This window comes from Crenobacter sp. CS_VA4 (genome assembly GCF_055597485.1).
In genome coordinates, this window is the sequence record NZ_JBVMAE010000007.1 from 189694 (window position 1) to 207822 (window position 18129).

Genomic DNA, 18129 nt, shown 5'->3' on the forward strand with positions numbered 1-18129 from the left:
CTGACACTACCCGTCAACGAAACCACCATGTCCAACAATCTCGGCGAATTCATCCGCAAGCACCGCGAACGGCTGCGCCCCGAAGATGCCGGCGTGCGTGCGATCGGCCGGCGCCGTACCCCGGGGCTGCGCCGCGAGGAGCTGGCGCAGCTGTGCGCGGTCAGCCCGACCTGGATCACCTGGCTGGAACAGGGCCGGCCGGTGTCGCCGTCGCCCGATACGCTGGTCAGGTTGGCCGAAGCGTTGCAGCTGACCGCCGCCGAGCGCCACTACCTGTTCACCTTGGCCGGCAAGCTCGACCCGGCCAGCGAGCCGGAACGCCACAACGCCGCCGACGCGGTGCTCGGCAGCGTCGCGCAGATCGCCGCGCCGGCCTACGTGCTCGACCGCCACTGGAACGCGCTGGCCTGGAACGAGGCCGCCACCGCCCTGTTCGCCGGCTGGCTGGACCGCGACGACGCCACGCCCAACCTGCTGGCGTTCACCTTCCTGTCGCCGGCGGCGCGCACGCTGATCGACGACTGGCCGTACCGGGCGCGCCGACTGGTGGCCGAATTTCGCGCCGACTGCGGCCGCCGTGTCGACGATGCGGCGATTGAGGCGCTGATCGCGCAGCTCGCCGCCGCCAGCGCCGACTTCGCCGCGTTCTGGCAGGACTACGACGTCACCGAGCGCGAAGGCGGCTTGCGGCTGTTCCACCACCCGCAGCGCGGCCGGCTGGCGTACGAGCAGGCCACCTTCTACCCTGCCACCCGCCGCGACCTGAAGCTGGTCATGCTGCTGCCCGTCACCGAGTCCTGAATCGACCTCACCGCTACCGCGGCAGGGGGCCGACATAGGCGGCGCGCGGCCGGATCAAATGCCCGTCGGCGCGCTGCTCCAGCGCGTGCGCGATCCAGCCGATCGCGCGGCCGCAGGCGAACAGCCCGAACGCCGTCCCTTCGGCGAGACCGAGATGGCGGCGCAGCGCGACCAGCGCAAAGTCGATAGACGGGCGCAGGCCCGTCAATTGCTCGACCGCGTCGACCAGCGCCTGCCAGCGCGGCCGCTGCGGCAGGATTGGAGCCAGCAGCTGCGCCGCGCGCACGTCGCCGTCCGGATAGAGCGGATGGCCGAAGCCGGGCAGCCTCTCGCCGCGCTCCAGCCGCCGTCTCAACGCCGGCAGCGGCTCGGCCAGGTCACCGAGCTCGTCCCAGAACGCCTCGATCCGCGCGGTCATGCCGCCGTGCCGGCCGCCGGACAGCGCCGCGAGGCCGCCGATCAACACCGCGCGCAGGCTGGCACCGGTCGAGGCGACGCAGCGCGCGGTGAAGCCCGACGCATTCAGCTCGTGATCGGCGCACAGGATCAGTGCCATCCGCACCAGTTCCGCCCCGGCGTCGTCGAGCCGCCACGCCGCCGCGCACTGCAGGTGCAGCGGCGCGGCGCCGACCGGCGTGCCGAGCAGACTGGCGAGCAGCACCCGCAGCAGTTCGCCGCAACCGGCCGCCAGCCGCACCGGATCCTGCTGCCACACCGCCGTCGCGTCGTCGCCGCTCGCCACCGCGAACAGCGGCAGCAGCGCGCTCTGCGGCCCCTGCCCGGCGTAGCTTGGCGCCAGTGCCTGATAGGTCGCCGGCAACGGCGTCACCGCCGCGCCGAACGCGTCGGCCTCCGCACACTGCCACAGCCGCGCCGCCACTTCTTCGACGCTAGCGGTTTCGGCCAACCTTGAGGCGTCCTCGCCACGGTAGTAGAGCCTGCCGCCCTGGATCAGCGTGATCGCCGACTCCAGCACCGGCGTGCCCCAGTCGAGCGCCGCCTTGGCGACCTCCTTCGGCTTGCGACCACGCGCACGCTGGCCGGCCAGCCGCTCCACCTCGTCGCGGCGGTAACGGCGCTCGCGCGGGTCGTCGGCGTCGTGGGCGCGCAACAGGCCGCGGCTGACGTAGGCGTACAGGGTCTGGCGCGACACGCCGAGCCGTTCGGCGGCTTCGGCGGCGGTGAGGTACGGGGACATGGCACGGGCTCCGACAGGCAATAACTTGATTATATTAATCAAGATTGACGATTTATTCGCCCCGACCTGTAATGGGTTTGTCCCATCGCAAGGAGCCCTCGATGAACCTCACCTCCCCCACCCAGGCCTTGGCCGAACTGTGGCAGGCCGTCGGCCTGGACCCTACCGCGCTCGCCCACGCCCGCTTGAGCGGCTGCGAGCCGGTGCTGCCGTCCTCGTTTGCGGTCGGCACCGCCGCGCAGGCCAGCATCGCCGCCGCCGGGCTGGCCGCGGCCGAGCTATGGCGACAACGCGGCGGCCACCGCCAGGACGTGGCGGTCGACATGCGCCACGCCGCCGCCGAATTCCGCAGCGAGCGCTACCTGCGCGTCGACGGCGCGCCGGCGCCGGAGCTGTGGGACGCGATCGCCGGCGCCTACCGCTGCGGCGACGGCCGCTGGGTGCGGCTGCACACCAACTTCCCGCACCACCGCGACGGCGTGCTGGCGCTGCTCGACTGCGCGCACGATCGCGGCAGCGTCGCCGCCGCCTTGCAAGGCTGGAACGCACAGGACTTCGAGGACGCCGCCGCCGAACGCGGCCTGGTGGTGGCGATGCTGCGCAGCTTCGACGAATGGGACGCGCACCCGCAGGGCCGGGCGTTGGCCGCCCTGCCGGTACTGACGCTGGAGAAGATCGGCGACGCGCCGCCCGAACCGTTGCCGCCGGCGACGCGGCCGCTGGCCGGCGTGCGGGTGCTCGACCTGACCCGGATCATCGCCGGGCCGGTCGGCGGCCGCACCCTGGCTGCGCACGGCGCCGACGTGCTGCTGGTCACCTCGCCGAACCTGCCGGCGATCGCGCCGCTGGTGATCGACACCGGCCGCGGCAAGCGCTCCTGCCAGTTGGACCTCACCGACGCCGCCGACCACGCCACGCTCGCCAGGCTGGTCGACGGCGCCGACGTGTTCGTGCAGGGTTATCGCCCCGGCGGCCTGGCCGCGCTCGGCTTCGCCCCCGAAACGTTGGCCGAACAGCGTCCCGGCCTGGTCTACGTATCGCTGTCGGCCTACGGTCACGTCGGGCCGTGGGCCGGCCGGCGCGGCTTCGACTCGCTGGTGCAGACCGCCAGCGGCTTCAACCACGCCGAAGCCTTGGCGGCCGGTCGCCGCGAACCGCGGCCCTTGCCGGCGCAGGCGCTCGACCACGCCGCCGGCTACCTGATCGCGCTCGGCGCGATCGCCGCGCTGCACCGCCGTGCGACCGAGGGCGGCAGCTGGCTGGTGCGCGTGTCGCTGGCGCAGACCGGGCTGTGGCTGCGCCGGCTCGGCCGGGTCGACCACGGCTTCGCTGCCGTCGACCCGGATCTCGCCGCGGTGCAGGAGCTGCTGGAAGACAGTCCGTCAAGCTTCGGCCAACTGCGCGGCGTGCGCCACGCGGCCCGGCTGTCGGCGACACCGGCCGGGTGGGGGCTGCCGTCGGTGCCGCTCGGCCACCACCGGGCAGAGTGGCTGGCGCGCTGAGCCGTCCTGCGTAGCCGAGCACACCGTCGCGGGAAATGAATGGCTCGACCAAAAACCAACGCTCCAAACAGGGCAATGGTTCGGCCAACGTTGACCGAACCATTGCCGCCGCAACCCGGCTAAGAGCCGTTAATAGAAATCCCTCGGCGTTCTTGGCCAGCTTTGCCGTGCACCAGGCATTGTCTGCGCCAGTGCGACGAGTCACGCCGTTTCACGAATTTCCAGATCGCTCCATTTGAACGGCATTCCAAGGTGGCCCCGATAACCCGCCATTGCGAGCTGGTCGCTAGCCGGTTCAGGACGCGAATAGTCGCCACAGCAGATACAGCAATCCCCCGCCGAATACCAGCACGAATAGCAGGGCCAACAGCACGCCATGCTTCAGCCAAGTTTTCCGCCGCACCAGCCACGCGGTGGCCCGGGCCCGGCTTTCCGTTTTGGCCGGCAACGGCAATAGCCGCAGCGCCAGCCAGATAATCCCCGCCGCGACCAGCGTATCGTCGAGCACGCCCAACAGCGGCACAAAATCGGGAATCAGGTCGATCGGGCTCAGCACATACGCCGCCCCAAACAGACACAGCCCGCGCACGTACCACGGCGTGGCAGGGTGGCGGAATGCAAAAACCAGCGTCACGACGTCGAGCCGAATCAGGCCGGCCCAGCCACCCAGTTTCCGGAAAAGCGCCATTTTTCCCATTCCGAATTGTTAAAATGTTTTCCAATCATTGACCACACCGAAAAGACTGGCTAAATTCACGGCAAACTGAACAGGAAAAACAAATGGACCTCAGCACTCTCGATTACACCCAGCTGCTCGATCTGAAAACCCAACTGGAGCGCGAAATCAACGCCCGCCAGGCCGAAGAAAAGGCCAGCGCCAAGCGTCAGATCCTGGAGCTGGTCAAAACCTACGGTCTGACCGTCGAAGAAGTCCTCAGCAAGACCCATGGCAGCAGCACCCGCAAACCGGTGGAAGCCAAATACCGCAACCCTGACGACACCAGCCAAACCTGGACCGGTCGCGGTCGCAAACCGGCTTGGGTGCAGCACTACATCGACGCCGGCTTCAAAATCGAAGACCTCACCATCTAAGTTCTACTCGATTTCAAACCGGCGCGTCACCGACGCACAGACTAAAAAGCCTCCCGACCGGGAGGCTTTTTTTGCGGCCGCAGCGCCAATCGCCGCCAAGGGCTCATCACCAAGCGCGAGCGCCGCATCCGCCTCGAGGACCAGCAACAGCACATCGAACACCATGCGCCAACTGGAGCGCCAGCCGGCTCCGGTTTCCGGGGCCGGCTCTCGATGGCGTGGTTCTGCCGACTGCCGCTAACTCAGTTCAGTACATGACAGCCGTGATCCTGCACATCGTCTTCTGACGAGCCTTCATTACCCACGGCAAGATCAGCCTTGCCGGCCAGCAGGTAGAACCCGTCCTTTCCGTCAGCAAAACGGGTACCGACCACTGCCACGGTAACGTCGCCCATGTTCTCACGCGCGCCTGGCAGGGCCTCGGCTACGTTCTTGAACGGCTCCACCCCGGCCAGCTCGCTACCCATCACGCGACGCACCTGATAAGGATGCCCGCCTAGGCCTCCCGGCAGCTGAGCCCAGTCGATACCGATTTGGGCCTGTTTTGAGGCCAGCAGATCCCGTACATCGGCCCGAACGCAGGAGATATGAATGTGCAGCTGGTTTTGGCTGCGTCCCTTGCTCGAGTTGATCGCTAGGGACACCGCCTCGCGCGGCACCTCACTGCCACGCTTTTGGCTCATGAAACTGCGTGACTCCCAAGCCTCGCCCCAGTAATCCGGCGCGCCGGCTGCCAGCAGCTCCGGGCTTTCGATACCGGTGACCCTGCCGGTAGGGATCAACAAGTATTGCAATACCCCTTTAAGATCTTTCTTCACAGAGAAGCCACTTTCCTCGCTTTGACTAATGTCGACCTTGGCGCAAGGAGCAGGTGCGCCAGTCTGCTTCAGGTTGGGAACGCACTGGTCATGCACAATGCGCCACAACGCATTGGGATCCGCCAGCGCGGAAAGCGAAGAGAATAGGCAAACACCTGCCAGCAGCAGTTTTTGTTTTACAGAAAATCCAAGCATGTTCGAAACCTTTAATCGTTAAAAAAACAGCCACGACCAATTCAGGCCAGCATCGCCCCACCAGTCGGCTCGACGAGCGGGGCAATTCAAGGGATCCGGTAGAAGGGGTTGGGTATCAGGAAGGTTCGATCGGCGTAACCACCGGCTAGATCGCTAGGCTGATCGCCTACGTTCGCCAGGATGGAATAACCCGCAGCCACAATTTTGGCGCGCTCAGGGGCTTTGAAATCGGTGGCGGATTTAACGTGCAGATCGTTGGGTTTGTGGGCAACCGCAACAAAGCCATCGAAGCCGACCCGGTGTAGATTGGCTTCGGTCGGGGCGCGGTTGCTTTCCCTGCGGCCGGTAATAAAGAATACCGAGATATTGCGTGAACGCGCGGTGCGGAACAGGTCGAGCACCGGAGCTATCGCCTCCGCCTGTCCCATGCCTTCCCATGCATTGGCGCCACACGGACCGTGATCCAGATCGCAGCCGCCAAACGGGATATAGCCGAAGTCATTGATGCGAATTTCCCGCCAGTTCGATAGCGACGTTTCATCAACATCCAGCACCAATGCGGGCTTGGGCACATTAAGCGGGTGTGTGGCCAGATAGGCCTGAGCTTCAGCGGCGACAGCGGCAATATCACGCCTGTATTGCCCGGAATGCTCGTACTTCAGCAGGGCGGCCTTTTCTTCCCCCAGATTGGGGAGCACTTCGGCCCAGGCATTTTTGTAGAAAGCCAAGCCGGCTGTCGTTGCCAAGCCAAATAACACTGATCTGCGCGATATCATCGCGGCTTCTCCTTCGTTAACTGCTTGAATCGGTCAAGTCGGTAACATCCACTCTTCGAACTGAATCGTGAAGCGATTCAGCGCTACTTTCCATTTATGAACTGGCATCGTCCACCCCTTACTGATATTCCGTCGCGCCAAGGCAAACAATTTGACTACAACTTCATCGATTTGGTACGAACTGCAGTTTTAGATAATTTTGTGCAGACTCGTGTTACAGAGGCTTGAATCACCTTAGATTTTCTAGGAGCCGGCGATTTACTCAATCACTCCGAAAAAAAGCCGCAGGTTTCCCCGCGGCTCAATGACTGAATGATTGGAAGTCTCGCGATGAAAGCGATTTAGAAGTTGTGCTTCAGGTAGGTACCAAAGACATACGACTTGTCGCCCACACTCTTGGTCGCAAGCTGGTAGCCCTGATTAAACTTCATCTGGGCGTACTGCACACCAAGCAGGGTGCGCTTGGACAGCGAGTAGTCGAGGCCGACGGCCACCTGCTTGATACCCCAGTCTTGGGTTGCACCGTCAACCTTCGGATTCTTGTACTGCGAGTAGGTCAGCTTCGGCTTGAACGCACCGATTTGGTAGGAGCCAGTCACCGCCCAGCTCTGGCTCTTCAGTTCAGCATTGGTGTCGTTAATGCCAAATGAAGTGCCATCACCGAAGCCCTTGAGCCAGTTGTAGGTCGCAGCCAGGTACAGATTGTTGGCGTCGTAGCCACCTTCAATCCGGTTGATCGAAGCCGTCTTGTCGTTGTTGGCACCCTGATTCTGGATAGCCTGGTAAGCATAGGCACCAAAGAAGCCAGCGTTAGTGTAGGCCAGACGCGCACCCAGCTGGGTCGCCTTCGGCTTGCCGGCTACCGCGGTTTCATCCGCGCCGTACTGCAGGATGCCGCTGAAGCCGGCCAGGTTCGGGGTGTCGTAACGGATCGAGTTCTTGGTGCGGGTATCACCGAAGTTGCCGATCAGGTCGACACCATTGTCATAGACAGGGAACGCCAAGTTAACTTGGCGGGAGTCATACCAGATATCGGAAGCTTCGGTCTCGGAAGTCACGTCGGTCAGGTAACCGAGACGGATCTTACCGAAGCCACCTTCCAGGCCAACGAAAGACATACGGTTGGCGAAGGTGCCGGACGAAGTGCCGGTAGCCTTGCCGGTGCCATCCAGGGCAAAGCCGCTCTCAACCTGCCAGATGGCCTTCAGACCATTGCCCAGGTCTTCATTACCCTTGAAGCCGATACGGCTGGAGTAATCATCAACCCCGGTAATCGTTTGATTGGTTTTGGCGGTATTGTAAACGTTCACACCGCCACGGATCGAGCCGTAGACGGTAACGTCGGCGTGCGACAGAAGCGGAGCAGCAGCAAGCAGTGCAGCAACGAGTTTCAGCTTTTTCATTGTTCCCTCTGTGGATAGGCAAGCTTCTTTTTGATGTAACGCAGCAATGCCTTCAAATTAATCCGGCCGGGTTTTGTTTAACTAAACTTACAAAGCGGCAAGCACGTGGAAAGGGTTTGCAAATTAGCCTGAGCGCCGTCAAAAAACCGACGCGCCCTCTCCGAATTGATAGCAGTCACAATGGTGACGGGTGCGATTGTATTGCATGAAGATAATGAATAACGTTACAGAGATAATAAATAACATTGCAAACAAATTAAACACACCGCATTCATCTGTATGCAAAATCCTTTATCCAATAAGCCGAACTTGGGTTATCCCGGGTATTGTAGACATCCCAAGCCGAACTCCCCCGGTTATCGTGGACACCTCGGTTCCTATAAGGGTACGAAGCGATCGAGGCGCACCGGGGGCTGATTCCCAGCTGGGCCAATGACCGTTCCATCGCCAAGTTCACATTTAACACCCGTGCCGAAATGGTTGCTGTTAAGCCCGCATTCCGAGCTGCTCTCAAGAGCCGACGCTGCCTCATCCCGGCCAGCGGACTCTACGAACAGCAGGACATCGCCCACGGACGCAAACAACCCTGGTACATCAGCAGCGGCGACGGCCTCGCAAAGAGCATTCGAGTGGCCGGCCATTTTTTCGGGTGGATTAGGACGGGAATAGGCGGATTTAGAAGGGATAAAATATGAGTATTTTAGGTGCCAATTCCAATAAAAAAGCCCGTAAATCTGATTAGATCTACGGGCTTTTTTATGGAGGCGAGGTTCGGAATCGAACCGGCCTGCACGGCTTTGCAATGCACTACATAACGATATTTATCAATAGATTACAGAAAAACCACACTAACAACCACTCCACAAAAACAGTGGCTAGCAATGCAAAAAAGGGAAACTTAACAGGCTAGCTTTTGGTGATGAGCGTGTTTTCCAGCCGGCCGCCATTGTCGAGGTATGTGGATACCCACTCTGGTTTACGACCGTGGCCTGACCAGGTATCTTGAGCATTCACCGGGTTTCTATACTTGCTTGGGAGCATCTGCTTTGGCCTCTCAGCCTTTGTATCAGTACGAATAGCTTCTGGCTGTTTAGAAAACGAAGCAAGGTCCAGACCCGCCGACTTCGCGAGCTTCAAGATTTGTAGCGCCGCACTTTTCTGCTCTTTTTTCTGCTCTTTGACTCGACGCGCCTTCATGGCTTCTTGCGCTTCGCCAATCAGACTATCCAGCTGGAACACTGTCAGTGAAGCAAGATCAAGTCCGACGCTTTTAGCGGTAGGATATTTAACGGGCATGTATAGCCTAGGGTGAAAGAGTGGTTGAAGCGAGGCTTCTGATGCTGGCACCAGCCGACTATTAGGTACCGTTACAGGTGATGACATCGACCCAATTGAGAGAAGATAGCTTACTCTCTTCTCTTGAGCATCAGGAACTATTGGTTACGAATTATCGGGTCGTAGCTGACAGTTGGCGCCCCCTGGGAGCCATCGCCGGCTGAAACCCTTCACCGGCAAGGATTTCAAGATAGTGTCACCGGCATCAACTACCGGCCACTAATCGGCAATGGGTTGCCCAAGCTGCACTTCGTCGCGTGCTTGGCCGCTCCCAGTCGTCGTCATCGTGACCGGCTCCTGTGGACTCGAGTTCAGATCGCGTAAAGACGCCTAACGCCTAGGCTCAGGGCGGCCAGCACGCACAGCGGGCTGGCCGCCCCCTACCGCCGCGCCTTGTTGGGCGGCATACGAGACAACGCCGCCGGCTCTCTGGCACGCAATGCTATCCCGCATACGCCCGCTTTAATTCATCAATGTCGATCTTCTTCATTTTAAGCATTGCCGCCATGGCTCTTTGGGATTTTTCTGAATCGGGGTCATTGATCATCTCGAGCAAAGCACTGGGAACAACTTGCCATGAAGCGCCGTACTTGTCCTTGAGCCAGCCGCACTGCTGTGCCTTTTCATCCCCGCCCTCAGATAGCTTCTCCCAGTAATAGTCCACTTCTTCCTGCGTCTCACAATTGACTTGGAACGAGATGGCCTCGTTGAATTTGAACACCGGGCCGCCGTTGAGTGCAGTAAACGCCTGCCCATCAAGTTCAAACTCCACAGTCATTACCGTTCCCGCCGGTTTGCCGTGGACCTCATGCCCCACTTCTCCATACCGAGCAATGTTTACGATATTAGAATTTCTAAAGATAGCAGTATAAAACTCAACGGCCTCCTCGGCTTGATCATCAAACCACAGACATGGCGTGATCTTTTGAATGTTTTGCATGGTGCCCTTCCTAGTCGGGTGTAATCACGTTTGAGGATGACCGCGGCTACCAGTTCGTCGTCTGCAGAAGCCCAAGATCGACAAGACTAGACCAACGGGGCTGTCATCAGCCTGCCGCCTAACGTTTGAGTTCCGCCGCCGCCATTAGAGCAATTCACACCGGCGTAGAAATCGACGAAAACTGACAAGACACGCGTGGTCTGTTGCGGACCAAAAGACAGCAGAGGTCGTTGCTCCGAGCTCGTGGCCTCCTAACGCCACGCCGCCACGATGACCGCGAGGGATTGCCGTTTCCGGCCAATGCCTCCCCGGCTAAGCCAGCCTTTCCACTCGCCCTACCCCCCAAGCCTTTACAGCATTTTTACGCGCCGTCCCGCAATTTTTATACCCACCTTACCGAGCGTTTCCTTTACTTGAAATGTACCGGACAGTGCTTGCCGCCAGAGCAGCACACGCCCCCGCAAGGCGCTGCCGCAGGACCAGCCGGCGTTGGTCTGCGAACTCTTACCATCCGACATGCTGGCCAGCTCCGCCTCGGGCCTTGAACCGGCCATCAGCCCGGCCAACATCAGCCGGCAGGCTTCGCGGGTCGCCAAGGCGCGCGGCCTGCCACCCGATCGGGTGCAGGTGCTGATCGCCGCCCACACCGTCGGCCGGACCTTCGGCGTATCGGTGAGCCGCGGGTCAACGTACTGTCGTTGAATTTGGCGCTCCAGAGCCGGCACGCAAGCGAGTCTCCACAAACCGAGTAGGCCTCGCTAAGCTTCAATATGGGGAGGTATGACATGCATATTGATCTTGCTGGAAAAAAGGCGCTGGTCACTGGCTCTTCATCGGGCATCGGACTGGCAATTGCCAGAGGGCTGGCGGCGAGCGGTGCGGATGTGATCCTGCACGGTCGCAATCTGCAAAGACTCGCTCAAGCCCAGTCGACGTTGAGTCAGGCCTTCCCCACTATAGCCATCGCCAGCATTGCGGCCGATCTGGCGACCGCCGGTGGCGCCCAACTCATCATCGACGCCCATCCCAAGGTGGATATTCTGGTGAACAACGCCGGCTTCTTTGAACCGCGAGCGTTTGCTGAAACCACTGACGCGCACTGGCAATACATGCTTGACGTCAATGTGATGAGTGGCATCCGATTGTCACGCCATTACCTGCCACTCATGCTGCAGGCAAATTGGGGGCGCATCGTATTCATCTCGAGCGAATCGGCTCTGCACATCCCGGCAGAGATGATCCACTATGGAGTCAGCAAAACGGCATTGCTGGGGGTGTCACGGGGGTTGGCCGAACTGACCAAGGGTTCTGGCGTGACGGTTAATGCCGTATTGCCGGGGCCGACCCGTTCAGATGGTGTCGTTGAACTCTTCGCCACGATGGCGCAGATCCAGGAGCAGTCGCAGGAGCAGGTGGAACGGGACTTCGTCGCCATGCATCGCCCGACCTCGCTGCTGCGCCGGCTGGCGACCGTCGAGGAAGTGGCCAATATGGTAGTCTACACCTGCTCACGCGAAGCATCTGCCACCAACGGCGCCGCATTGCGTGTTGATGGTGGCGTGGTACGTACCATCGCATAAGAGCGTCACGGAGCACCAGTCCATGTATCGAACTACTTGAATGCCTGCTTTAGGCCGAAAGCGGGTATTCACCAATGGCCGCTTTCGGCCGATTCTGTTGAAAAACTCGGTCCACTGCTGCAGAACGCCACAAGCCATGCAAAACCTGGGCAAATTTGCCTACTAAATGAGCAAAATCGTATCGGTTTGCTGAAATTTTGCACAGAAATGAGTCGTGTTAAGCCTGATGCAGGGGCATGAATTAGTTTTTCAACAGAATCGACCCGAAGCGGTCGTTCACGGAGACACAGCACCATTTCCAGATCGATCTCGACTCATTGAAAACGATCTGGATTTTTGGACAGCTGGAAACGCTCCCTCGACGATCACGTCAGGCAACGAGGTCCAAGTTGTAGAACAACTCGACTTTTTCCACTGCATCGATGCCTTCTGCTTGAAAATGAAGGATATGCTCGCTTTCCTTATGATGCTTATGCTGTGCTTCCGGAGTCGCCCAGTGCTCCACAAAGACGAAACGACGCGGGTCATCCTGTTGCACAAATAGCTCATATCGCAAGTTGCCTTCATCCTTGCGTGACGGTTCAACCACAGCAGCCAAGCTTGCCCTCAATTCGTCTTCGCGCCCCTGCTTCGCGTATAAAACGGCAAGCACGTAAAAATCGCTCATCGCATCGGTCCTTGTAGATTGGCAGTTCTGGTATTCGGTGCCGAACAGCTCGCTAACAGGCTGTTCGTATCTTGCTTACCTGGACCTGATAGTCAAGCTTGAGGCTGAAGCGATTGAAGAGAACTACACTATCAACACTGTTGCCATACGACGCAGCCAGCTTTGAATACCTGATATCCAAAATAAACTCACAAAGGACATCGCGGAAGTATGGGTATCGCAGCACATTAAATTCGATAGATTCAGCCGAGCTCTGGGCCGTGCAATACTCCCGAATACCACCTTTTCCGCAGGTTACGTTTGCTGGCGTTTACCACCTCTGACCATCCCCGTACTGCTTCGTTGATGGACTGGTTAGGGGGTCCGATCCAGTCAGCCCCCATCCAAGACCAGCCAAGTGGCTTTTATGTCCTGTCGTATGAGAACTGGATGCCGGCCGTACCGCCCGTTTCGATGAACAGATTTATGAAGGCCGGCACAGTATCGCTGCGCGCCCAGTCGCATTGCAGTTCGCAGAACAGCTGGGCCACACTGATCATCTTGGCACCGGCCTGCTCAATGCGCCGCAATGCGGCCTCGTGGGCGGCTACGGAGGTGCCTCCCACTGCATCTGCCACGACGTACACCTCATAGCCCTCGTTGAGGGCGTCCAGCGCCGGGAAGGTCAGACAGGCCTCGGTCCACAGGGCGGTCATGATCAGTTTCTTGCGCCCTGTCGCCTCGACAGCTTGCTTGAACTCCACATCCTCCCAGGAGTTGATCGAGGTGCGATCGCATGTGGGTAAATGGCCGAGTACCTTCTGCAGTTGTGGGATCGGTGGTTTGTTCAGGCCAGACTTCACATTGACCGTGGAGTGGACGATGGGTAGCCCGTAAGCCACTGCAGCCTTGGCGGTTCCCACGATGTTGTTGATCAGTAGTTGCCGGTCCATCGAGGCAATCGAGTTCACTTGCACCGGCTGGTAATCGATGATGACGAAAGCAGCGTTTTGTGGGGTAAGAAGGTGATCACTTTTCGGATCACGGATAGCTTCACTGGTCATCGTATTCTCCTTGGTCTTGGGTAGGCAGACAGTCAAGTGCAGAGACGCACTGCACACAGTGTAGGAGCCCACCCAAGAAGCAGAAGACGGCGATCGTAAAACACGCTGTTCTGCAAAGCAGAACAGCGCCCGTCATGTGGCTAGGGCATGATTTCCCAGGGCAACGGGCGAGAAAATTGATTACGCAAGTAATCGAGCACGGCGCGGACTTTGCGGCTCTGGAACCGGCGGCTCGGATAAAGCGCGTAGATGGTGTCGGCGATGGGCGTGTCGGGCATCGCCTCGATGAGGCGCCCGTCACGCAGCGCATCGGCAGCGATGAACAGCGGCAGCAAACAGATGCCGAGGCCAGCAATGGCAGCATCGCACATCACTTCGCCGTTGTTGAACACCAACGTCGACTTCACCACGGTCGGCCGGACCCGACCGGCCGGCTCGGCCGGCTCGAACTGCCACAGCTGCCCGGAATGAACATGGGCGTAGCCGATGCAGCGATGTGCCGCCAGGTCGTCCAACGATTTGGGTAAGCCATGGCGCGCCGCGTAGTCCGGGCTGCAGCAGACTATGCGGCGGCTGACGGCCAGTTTGCGCGCTATGAGAGACATGTCCTTGAGTGGCTGAGTGATCCGGATCGCCAGATCGTAGCCGCCACCGTCCACATCCACCATGCGGTCATCGAGATCGATGATCAGGTCCAGGCTGGGGTGCTGCTGCATCAACTCGAACAGCATGGGGCCCAGGTATTTTCTGCCAAAGCTCATCGGCGCAGCGATGCGAACCTGCCCGCACAGATCCCCCTCCGCCTCGACCGTCGACGCGGCGGCATCGTCGAGCTGCAGTACCAACTCCCGGGCCTTGTGATAGAAGAGCTGACCGGAGTCGGTCGCGACCACCCCCCTCGTGGATCGGTGCAGCAGCTGGGTGCCCAGTGCCTGTTCCAGGTCGTTGATCCGCTTGCTGATGACCGACTTGGAGAGGTCCAGGCGCATGGCGGCCGCCGTAAAACTGCCGGTCTCCATCACCAACAAGAAGGCTTCAATATCGTTGAGTCGATAGCGCATTGTTCGATATTAGCAAACTTGCTGTTCGCGCTTGCACAGCTAACGTCGTCGCTCTCTCATCTTAATATGGGGGCTTAGCCAGCCGCCTCTGAGGGGCACGTCCATGAAGCGGCTGCACCCCGGACACCGTGTGGCGCTGGATCTGCCGGCACACGTCGGCGCAGGTCGTGCTGCAAGGCCGAGTACGAGTCAATGGGCGCGGAACCGGCGAGCGCGACCGAATCTGACGCTCCTTATGAATCGCCCCGACTGTCGTAGCCTCACCTGTGAGTCCGCTCTTGGCCGAGGCTGTGTAGAAACGCACAGGGAGAAGAAGAGCTGAATGTAGATGCCGCATTTTGCGCAGAGTGGTCACGCAGGACGATACGGCCGCCTAGTCGCTCGTGATGCCGCCCGTAGGGCTTTCGTACCGCATAAGGCCGAGAGGGTTAGTTTTCCGACCAGGACGAGAGCGGCATGGGCTCACGCCCTCATCGCTTGGATCATTTCGCCGATTCCCAGAATGCGCATCACGCGTTTCAGGTTATAGGCCAGAACGTGAAGGCTCATCTCGGTGCGCACGCGCCCGAGCGTCCGGGTCAGAAAGTGGGTGCTCCCCATCCAGTGCTTGATGGTGCCAAACGGGTGTTCCACCGTCTGTCGCCTTACCCTCATCATCTCCGGCTAACGATCCAACCGCTCTTGCATGGCGTCAAGCACCGCTTCGTGTTTCCAACGTTTGATCCGCCTGTACTCACCGGTAGTACAACGCTCCTTGAGCGTGCAGCGTGGACACGCAGCACTCCAGTACACATCCAACGTCATTCCGCGTTCGACCGTCGTAAATCGGTGGATAGCACGTTGGCCAGCAGGGCAGCGATATTCATCATCGACAGCTATGTAAATGAAGTCCTGCTTATCGAAGCGGCCGTCTGCCAAGCTGTTGGAGGTCATCACCTTGGGCACGATCGGGGTGATACCGGCGCGCTCGCATTGCAGAATCTGCTCGCCCTTGTAGTAACCGCGGTCAGCCACCACGGTGAGGCCTTCGACACCGGTGGCTTCACGTGCCTGTTCGGCCATCCGACTCAGCTGGTCACGATCGACGCCCTCGGTGATGATCTCGTGCGCGACGATCAGGTGGTGCTGTACGTCCACCACGGTCTGCAGGTTGTAGCCCACGATGCCGCCATCGCGGTTTTTCATGGAGCGCGCATCGGGATCGGTCAGGGATAGCTGTTGATCGGGGCTGGCGTGCCTCTGCGTTTCGAGCGCCTTGAGCTGCTGCATGATCTTGTCCTGCAGCCGGCCCTTCTTCAGTTCGGCCACTTCCGGCTCGGCGCGGTCAGCCGTGTCCATGGCAGTCAAGTAGCGCTCAATGCTCTCCTCAATCTGCGCCATGCGGCACTGCATCTTGGCGCTGGTGAAGTTCTTGTCGCGGTTGTTGACGGCCTTGAACTTGCTGCCATCAATGGCAACGATGGCCTGCGAGAACAGGTTCAGCTGGCGGCACAGGACGATGAACTGGCGACACACATTGCGGATCGCCTGCCCGTTATCCTTGCGGAAGTTGGCAATGGTCTTGAAGTCCGGCCTCAGGCGACCGGCAACCACATCAGCTCGATATTGCGTTGGGTCTCGCGCTCCAGGCGGCGGCTGGACTGGAGGCGGTTGAAGTAGCCGTAGAGGTAGATCTTGAGCAGTACGGAAGGGTGATACGACGGTCGGCCGGTCGCCAGCGGATCGATGCGCTCGAAGCCCATCTGCCGCAAATCGAGCTGGTCGACGAAGGCTTCGACGACACGGACCGGGTTGTCTGGCCCAACATAGTCATCCAGGCACTCGGCAACAACGTGGCCTGGGTTCTGTCCGCGCCTTCGATGAATCGCTTCATGGAGCCCGCCTCGCGACATGCGTTGCCACAGTCTACGGCGAGTGAACGTTTTTACACCGCCTCGGCCGTAAGCGGCCCCTCTCGGCTCTGAATATGAGATTGCATTCACTTGGGTGCATAGAATCGCAGCAGTCTGAGGCGGTGCTAGCAGCCGCCTGTGACCCTGCCCTAGGTACTTCCGAGCGGATCATGCAGGTGCCTATTTTCCGCCCCATTAAGCGGGCAGGCGTGGCGTGGTCATGAGCGCCCGCCCGGGGGCAACGCGCACAACCAGGGCGCCGAGCTGATCGAACCACTACCCGACCAGCCCAGATTGTTCTGATCAAATTGAATACAGACGAAAAAAAACCGCTGCCTGAGATCAATCAGGCAACGGCGTGCATTCTGAACGGTGTAGGCTCTAGTCAGTCATCCTCACGGTCATCATCGTCGTTGTCACCCCATTGGCCTTGCTGGTTGTCCCAGTGGCGTTCGTAGCGGCGATTGTCGTAGTGACGGGAATAGCTGCTTCGTGGGTAATACTGCTCGTTGTAGTCAGCGTTCTCGTAGCGAACCTCACGTGGGCGGCCATAGCCATAGCCGTAGTCATTACTGATTGCCGCACCAACAGTCCCACCCAGTATTCCGCCCAGAATGGCGCCATCGTACCCGCCAACAGATCTGCCGATTGCGGCACCTGCGGCGCTGCCGAGGACGCCACCCAACAGGGTGAAGTCATCAGCATTAGCCAGGCAACTCAGTCCGAACGCGAGAATTGCCGGGAAAAGGAAGCGGGTCTCCATGGGGTTGAGTCTTTATGTTCGCTTAACGACCCCAGCATAAACTACATACCCGTTGCCATCTGAGGGCAAGTGTTAGCAAATGTTGCCCGTCCGTCATTACGCCGGTCACCGTCGCTCACTTTTGTCGTCACGACTCAATCGCCGATCGCGCAAGGTATCAGTCGGCACGATGACCTCTTCGCCCTCCTTAGGCCGAGGCTTTCAGTACTAGCCCGTCGACGTCAATATAAGTAGCATAGCGCTTGGGCAGAAGCCGCAGCGGGTTGGCTACGAAGGTGCTGTCTTCGCACAGCGCCAGCCAGTCGAAGCACCGCGCGAGCGCTCCGACGTAATGGCGGATACTGGAAGGGGCCAATCCGAGGTCCTGCTGCATCCCTCCCACCCAGTCCTCTGCCCAGTGGTAATTGACCGACCGCAACAGAGTTTTGCCGATCCGGTCGAACAGCGTTCCCAGGATGGGCTTGTCGGTGGGTGACACGGCAACAACCGCGGATCGCATCGCCGATGGTGGCGATTTCTGGGTGCTCGTCGATCAGCTCGGGAGGAACAACGCCACGGTCGGGCAACACTTCCAGGCGAGAGACATAGGCGTCGCCTTCGGTCTCGGTCTCAAACGTCAGGGATATTGTTTTGGCAGGAGATTTTTGCGCCGGACGATAAACTCCCAGGATCTGCTAGGGCGCGTTGTCTTTTCGTGGCCATTTGAAACTCGCGTTGACGGCAATAAATAGATTCTACGCGTGGTCGTCCACTGCTCCCGAGTGGTTACGCCCGGATTTCAATGGAATTGGTCAGAATAGAGCGAGGAAAATTCAGAGAGAATTAAATGCAAAAACGCCCGTAAATCATTGAATTTACGGGCGTTCTATATGGAGGCGGGGGTCGGAATCGAACCGGCGTACACGGCTTTGCAGGCCGCTGCATAACCACTCTGCCACCCCGCCATAACTGGCTGTCAGCTCGCCTTTCGGCCAACTGCGTAAAACTGGAGCGGGAAACGAGGCTCGAACTCGCGACCTCAACCTTGGCAAGGTTGCGCTCTACCAACTGAGCTATTCCCGCA

Annotated in this window: 19 protein-coding genes, 2 tRNA genes and 1 pseudogene; 5 read left to right on the top strand and 17 right to left on the bottom strand. The window is 59.8% G+C overall.

The window, feature by feature from the left end; translation table 11 throughout:
* The first annotated feature begins 27 nt into the window (after positions 1–27).
* Complete coding sequence (locus tag ACZ2IA_RS09170; RefSeq protein ID WP_470292269.1) at positions 28–801, top strand: helix-turn-helix transcriptional regulator; 774 nt, start codon at positions 28–30, stop codon at positions 799–801.
* Between the two features lie 13 nt (positions 802–814).
* On the opposite strand, the gene ACZ2IA_RS09175 is transcribed toward ACZ2IA_RS09170, so the two are convergent.
* Positions 815–1999, bottom strand: coding sequence for a citrate synthase family protein (locus ACZ2IA_RS09175; protein ID WP_470292270.1), 1185 nt, complete (start codon positions 1997–1999; stop codon positions 815–817).
* A 101-nt stretch (positions 2000–2100) separates the two neighbouring features.
* On the opposite strand from ACZ2IA_RS09175, the gene ACZ2IA_RS09180 reads away from it, so the two are divergent.
* A complete protein-coding gene (locus tag ACZ2IA_RS09180; RefSeq protein ID WP_470292271.1) occupies positions 2101–3501 on the top strand; it encodes a CoA transferase in 1401 nt (466 codons plus the stop codon).
* Positions 3502–3796: 295 nt separating this feature from the next.
* Here the strand turns inward: ACZ2IA_RS09180 and ACZ2IA_RS09185 are convergent, their stop codons facing one another.
* A complete protein-coding gene (locus ACZ2IA_RS09185; protein ID WP_470292272.1) occupies positions 3797–4198 on the bottom strand; it encodes a YkvA family protein in 402 nt (133 codons plus the stop codon).
* A gap of 83 nt (positions 4199–4281) precedes the next feature.
* Between ACZ2IA_RS09185 and ACZ2IA_RS09190 the strand changes: the two genes are divergently transcribed.
* Positions 4282–4593: an H-NS histone family protein gene (locus tag ACZ2IA_RS09190; RefSeq protein WP_470292273.1), complete on the top strand. Its 312-nt coding sequence runs from the start codon at positions 4282–4284 to the stop codon at positions 4591–4593.
* Between the two features lie 3 nt (positions 4594–4596).
* Here the strand turns inward: ACZ2IA_RS09190 and ACZ2IA_RS09195 are convergent, their stop codons facing one another.
* The 4 genes from ACZ2IA_RS09195 to ACZ2IA_RS09210 all read right to left on the bottom strand — a co-directional run bounded on the left by ACZ2IA_RS09195 (position 4597) and on the right by ACZ2IA_RS09210 (position 7785).
* Positions 4597–4758, bottom strand: a complete 162-nt coding sequence (locus ACZ2IA_RS09195) for a hypothetical protein (protein WP_470292274.1) — start codon at positions 4756–4758, stop codon at positions 4597–4599.
* Positions 4759–4835: 77 nt separating this feature from the next.
* A complete protein-coding gene (locus tag ACZ2IA_RS09200) occupies positions 4836–5606 on the bottom strand; it encodes a CDP-diacylglycerol diphosphatase (protein ID WP_470292275.1) in 771 nt (256 codons plus the stop codon).
* 86 nt (positions 5607–5692) lie between these two features.
* A complete protein-coding gene (locus ACZ2IA_RS09205; RefSeq protein ID WP_470292276.1) occupies positions 5693–6382 on the bottom strand; it encodes an HAD family acid phosphatase in 690 nt (229 codons plus the stop codon).
* Positions 6383–6723: 341 nt separating this feature from the next.
* On the bottom strand, positions 6724–7785 hold the full coding sequence (locus ACZ2IA_RS09210) for a porin (RefSeq protein WP_470292277.1): 1062 nt from the start codon (positions 7783–7785) through the stop codon (positions 6724–6726).
* A gap of 416 nt (positions 7786–8201) precedes the next feature.
* Between ACZ2IA_RS09210 and ACZ2IA_RS09215 the strand changes: the two genes are divergently transcribed.
* Positions 8202–8480: an SOS response-associated peptidase family protein gene (locus tag ACZ2IA_RS09215; protein WP_470292292.1), complete on the top strand. Its 279-nt coding sequence runs from the start codon at positions 8202–8204 to the stop codon at positions 8478–8480.
* A 211-nt stretch (positions 8481–8691) separates the two neighbouring features.
* On the opposite strand, the gene ACZ2IA_RS09220 is transcribed toward ACZ2IA_RS09215, so the two are convergent.
* The 3 genes from ACZ2IA_RS09220 to ACZ2IA_RS09230 form a co-directional block, all read right to left on the bottom strand.
* Complete coding sequence (locus ACZ2IA_RS09220) at positions 8692–9081, bottom strand: H-NS histone family protein (protein ID WP_470292278.1); 390 nt, start codon at positions 9079–9081, stop codon at positions 8692–8694.
* 481 nt (positions 9082–9562) lie between these two features.
* The gene (locus ACZ2IA_RS09225; RefSeq protein ID WP_470292279.1) at positions 9563–10060 is read right to left on the bottom strand and encodes a VOC family protein; all 498 of its coding nucleotides are present in this window, start codon (positions 10058–10060) and stop codon (positions 9563–9565) included.
* 350 nt (positions 10061–10410) lie between these two features.
* On the bottom strand, positions 10411–10785 hold the full coding sequence (locus tag ACZ2IA_RS09230) for a hypothetical protein (RefSeq protein ID WP_470292280.1): 375 nt from the start codon (positions 10783–10785) through the stop codon (positions 10411–10413).
* 60 nt (positions 10786–10845) lie between these two features.
* Between ACZ2IA_RS09230 and ACZ2IA_RS09235 the strand changes: the two genes are divergently transcribed.
* Positions 10846–11640, top strand: coding sequence for an SDR family NAD(P)-dependent oxidoreductase (locus ACZ2IA_RS09235; protein WP_470292281.1), 795 nt, complete (start codon positions 10846–10848; stop codon positions 11638–11640).
* A gap of 370 nt (positions 11641–12010) precedes the next feature.
* Here ACZ2IA_RS09235 and ACZ2IA_RS09240 read toward each other — a convergent pair whose 3' ends face one another.
* From ACZ2IA_RS09240 to ACZ2IA_RS09275, 8 genes and pseudogenes are all read right to left on the bottom strand, one after another.
* Positions 12011–12307 carry a putative quinol monooxygenase gene (locus ACZ2IA_RS09240; RefSeq protein WP_470292282.1) on the bottom strand — a complete coding sequence of 99 codons (297 nt, stop codon included), beginning with the start codon at positions 12305–12307 and terminating at the stop codon, positions 12011–12013.
* A gap of 404 nt (positions 12308–12711) precedes the next feature.
* A complete protein-coding gene (locus ACZ2IA_RS09245) occupies positions 12712–13350 on the bottom strand; it encodes a hydrolase (RefSeq protein WP_470292283.1) in 639 nt (212 codons plus the stop codon).
* Between the two features lie 140 nt (positions 13351–13490).
* Positions 13491–14411 (bottom strand): LysR family transcriptional regulator, encoded by a 921-nt coding sequence (locus ACZ2IA_RS09250; RefSeq protein ID WP_470292284.1) that lies wholly within the window; start codon positions 14409–14411, stop codon positions 13491–13493.
* A gap of 462 nt (positions 14412–14873) precedes the next feature.
* Positions 14874–16284, bottom strand: a pseudogene (locus ACZ2IA_RS09255) (IS1182 family transposase).
* Positions 16285–16688: 404 nt separating this feature from the next.
* Positions 16689–17066, bottom strand: coding sequence for a YMGG-like glycine zipper-containing protein (locus ACZ2IA_RS09260; protein WP_470292285.1), 378 nt, complete (start codon positions 17064–17066; stop codon positions 16689–16691).
* Between the two features lie 187 nt (positions 17067–17253).
* Positions 17254–17544 (bottom strand): hypothetical protein, encoded by a 291-nt coding sequence (locus ACZ2IA_RS09265; protein ID WP_470292286.1) that lies wholly within the window; start codon positions 17542–17544, stop codon positions 17254–17256.
* 392 nt (positions 17545–17936) lie between these two features.
* Positions 17937–18010, bottom strand: a tRNA-Cys gene (locus ACZ2IA_RS09270).
* Positions 18011–18052: 42 nt separating this feature from the next.
* A tRNA-Gly gene (locus tag ACZ2IA_RS09275) sits at positions 18053–18128 on the bottom strand.
* Position 18129 lies beyond the last annotated feature (1 nt).